The organism is Streptomyces boluensis, from assembly GCF_009908195.1.
In the GTDB taxonomy this organism is placed as follows: domain Bacteria; phylum Actinomycetota; class Actinomycetes; order Streptomycetales; family Streptomycetaceae; genus Streptomyces; species Streptomyces boluensis.
This window is the reverse complement of sequence record NZ_JAAAHS010000572.1, coordinates 1-3,423: the sequence shown is the minus strand read 5'-3', so window position 1 is coordinate 3,423 and position 3,423 is coordinate 1. Positions and strand designations below refer to the sequence as shown.

The 3,423-nt window shown below is 72.7% G+C and carries 2 protein-coding genes and 1 pseudogene; 1 reads left to right on the top strand and 2 read right to left on the bottom strand.

Going from position 1 to position 3,423, the window contains the following annotated elements:
* Positions 1-33: 33 nt before the first annotated feature.
* Together GUY60_RS36020 and GUY60_RS36015 are read right to left on the bottom strand one after the other, a co-directional pair.
* On the bottom strand, positions 34-1,128 hold the full coding sequence (locus GUY60_RS36020) for a baeRF3 domain-containing protein (RefSeq protein ID WP_161705655.1): 1,095 nt from the start codon (positions 1,126-1,128) through the stop codon (positions 34-36).
* 151 nt (positions 1,129-1,279) lie between these two features.
* Positions 1,280-2,878 carry a FadD3 family acyl-CoA ligase gene (locus tag GUY60_RS36015; protein WP_161705653.1) on the bottom strand — a complete coding sequence of 533 codons (1,599 nt, stop codon included), beginning with the start codon at positions 2,876-2,878 and terminating at the stop codon, positions 1,280-1,282.
* Positions 2,879-3,023: 145 nt separating this feature from the next.
* Here GUY60_RS36015 and GUY60_RS36010 point away from each other — a divergent pair.
* Positions 3,024-3,423, top strand: a pseudogene (locus GUY60_RS36010) (lipid-transfer protein); the annotation flags it as partial.

The following is a 3,423-nucleotide window of genomic DNA, read 5'->3' as shown; positions in this document are numbered from 1 at the left end:
GGCCCCTCTCCCCGAGACGCCCCCTTAGTACCGCTAGTACCGCAACCCCGCCGCGATCCCCACGCCCTCCCCCAGCGACCCGTCGGGCACGAACGTGACCTCGCCGCCCGTCTCCAGGACGCTCTCCACCACGTCGTCCACGATGTCGTGGACCGCGTCGAGGTCGCCGGGTTCGGACGGGGTGAGGTGGTCCTCGCCGACGCGTACCGAGGCGCGGAAGTGCTCCTCGACCACGAGGAGTTCGACGCGGCCGCTGGTCGCCGCGTGCCACACCTCGTCCAGGCCCGCGGCGTACGTCTTGTGGCCGCGGGCCGCGTCCAGTTTGTCGTGGGCGGCCGCGGCGGCGCGCTCGGCGGTTTCGGCGCGGGCCGGGGCGACGGCCTGGGCGACCGCGGTGGCGGAGGCGTGGCCGAGGCCTCCGTGCGGGATCTGGACGCCGGCGCGGACCGCGGAGCCCACCTCGGCGAGCAGGGTGAGCGCGGCGGGTTCGCCGATGACGTACAGCGGGCGGGCTTCGGCGGCCGCGAGCTCGGCGAGCGCGGTGCCGGCCTCGCGGAAGAACTGGCGGGTCCGCTCGTCCCGGTACGCGCTCGGGATGTCGCCGACCTGTTCCTTCCGCTCGACGTCCGGGTCCTCCAGGCTCCGCGTGCGCGGGAACCCGTGGTCGTCGTGCGCGGTGAGGTCGTCGCCCTGGCCGTCCCACAGGGCGACGCGGTCGGCGGCGACGGTCAGGACGCGGTACGGGCGCAGTGCGGCGTCGGCGGCCACCAGGTTGCGGGTGAGGAACGTGTCGCCGAGCACCACCCGCTCCGGTACGTCCCGGCACAGCACCCACGTCTGCTGCTCACCGGGCGCCGCGAACAGCACGAGCCCCTCTCGGGCCTGCCCGGGGTCCAGCTCGACCACGGCGGAGCGCAGCCGTCCAAGCACGTCCTCGGCGCGGGCGCGGGTGACGGCCGGGTCGGCCTCCAGTTGCCGTGCGGCCTCCGCGACGAGGTTGTCGAGGCGGAGGGCGTCCTGCGCGTTGTCCGGCTGCCGTCGGTGGGTGGGCAGCACCACGGACACGGCCGGGTAGGGGCGCGGCTTGCGGAGTCCGGCGAGCACGGCGGGCGTGAGTGCTGGCTGCATGGGGTTCTCTGCCTTTCCTGGCGCGCTTTCCCCCCTCGACACCCCTCGACCATGCTCCCCCGACCACGGGAACCGCGCACGCGCAGCGCCGGAACCGTGCCGTGGGCGGGCCTCGCACAAAGGGGGACCGGGGCGCGAGGGGCGCCGCCTCTCACACCCCCCGCAGCTCCCCCTTGACCACCTTCCCGCTCGCGTTCCGGGGCAGCTCCCCCACGAATTCGACCGCCCGCGGCACCTTGTAGTTCGCCATCTCGCGGCGCGACCAGGCGATCAGGTCGTCCCCGGTGGCGACCGCGCCGGGGCGCCGCACCACGTACGCCTTGCCGACCTCGCCGAGGCGGGCGTCGGGGACGCCGATGACCGCCACGTCGGCCACATCCGGGTGCAGGCCGAGGAGTTGCTCTATTTCGGCGGGGTACGCGTTGAAGCCGCCGACGATGAACATGTCCTTGATGCGGTCGGTGATCCGCAGGTTGCCCTCCTCGTCGAGCACGCCCACGTCGCCCGTGCGCAGCCAGCCGTCCGGGGTGATGGACTTCTTCGTCTCCTGCGGGTCCTCGAAGTAGCCGCTCATGACGTGGTGGCCGCGGACCAGGACCTCGCCGGGCCGGCCGGGGGGCAGGACGTCGCCCGCCGGGGAGACCACCCGTACCTCCGTGTCGGGGATCGCGCGGCCCGAGGTCTCCGCGATGACCTCCGCCGGGTCGCCCCGGCGGCACATCGTGACGATGCCGCTGGCCTCGGAGAGCCCGTACGCGGTGAGGACGGTGCCGATGTGGAGTTCCGTCCGGAGCCGTTCCACGAGCTGCAGCGGGACCACCGCCGCGCCGGTCACCACGAGCCGCAGCGCCGAGAGGTCGTGCTGGCCGCGTGCCGGGTGGTCCAGGAGCGACTGGTGCAGGGTCGGCGGGCCGGGCAGCACCGAGATGCGTTCCGCGGCGATGTTGGCGAGCACCGTGTCCACGTTGAAGACCGGCTGCGGCACCATCGTCGCGCCGCGGGTCAGGCAGGCGATGATGCCCGCCTTGTAGCCGAAGGTGTGGAAGAACGGGTTGACGATGAGGTAGCGGTCGCCCTCGCGCAGGCCCGCGAGTTCGCTCCACACGTCGTAGCAGCGCAGCGTCTGCTCGTGCGTGATGACGGCGCCCTTCGGGCGGCCGGTGGTGCCCGAGGTGAAGATGATGTCGGAGGGCGAGGACGGGTCCACCGCCCCTGCCCGCGAGGCGACGTCGGCCGCGCTCACCTCCGTACCGCTCGACAGGAAGTCCTTCCACGTACGGAAGTTCTCGGGGGCGTCGTCGGCGAGGACGACGACCTGTTCCAGGTGCGGGAGTGCGGGCAGCGGCCCGGTTCCGGTGCCCTCCGCGGTCGCGCGGCGCAGCGAGGCGACGTACGAGGTGCCGAGGAAGGTGCCGGTGACGAAGAGGAGTCTGGCCCTCGACCGCGCCAGTACGTACGCGGCCTCGGCGCCCTTGAAGCGGGTGTTGAGCGGGACCAGGACCGCGCCCGCCGTGACCGCGCCGAGGGCGGAGACGATCCAGTCGAGGGTGTTGGGCGCCCAGACCGCGACCCGGTCGCCGGGTTCGACCCCGCTCGCCATGCAGGCCGCCGCGGCCTGTTCGACGCGGGTGCCGAGTTCCGCGTAGGTGACTCTGGTGCGGCCCTCGACCACCGCCTCACGGTCGGCGTACCGCTGTGCCGCCGACCGCACCAGTTCCGGGACGGTGCCCCATTCCAAGTCGCCGCGCATCACAACCCCTCCCACCGCAGTAGCTGACTAGTAGCTGACTATCCGTCAGATTAGCTGTAGCCTTCCCCGCTGTCAGCAGTGACGCAGTCGAGTCGATCGTCGTTCAGCCCGCCGCTCGCGCGGGCCCGGAGGTCCGGAGGTGATGATGGCGTCGTCGACCCTGAAGGACGCTACAGCGATAGTCGGGATAGGCCAGACCCCCTTCGCGAAACAACTCCCCGAATCCGAGAAGACGTTGGCGGCCCGCGCCATCACCGCCGCGCTCGACGACGCCGGGATCTCCCCGGCGGAGGTCGACGGGTTCGCCTCGTACACGATGGAGGACACCGACGAGGTCGAGATCGCCAAGACCATCGGCGCCGGCGATGTGACCTTCTTCAGCAAGGCAGGGTTCGGCGGCGGCGGTTCCTGCGCGACGATCGCGCACCTCGCCGCGGCCGTCGCCACCGGCCAGGCCAACGTCGGGGTCGCCTGGCGGTCCCGTAAGCGCGGCTCGGGGCCCCGGCCGTGGAAGAACACCGCCGTCCAACTACCCACCCCCGCCC

Bases quoted from the DNA above. Each gene is read 5' to 3' on its own strand.
- GUY60_RS36015 (WP_161705653.1), bottom strand. From the start codon at position 2,878: ATGCGCGGCGACTTGGAATGGGGCACCGTCCCGGAACTGGTGCGGTCG.
- GUY60_RS36020 (WP_161705655.1), bottom strand. From the start codon at position 1,128: ATGCAGCCAGCACTCACGCCCGCCGTGCTCGCCGGACTCCGCAAGCCG.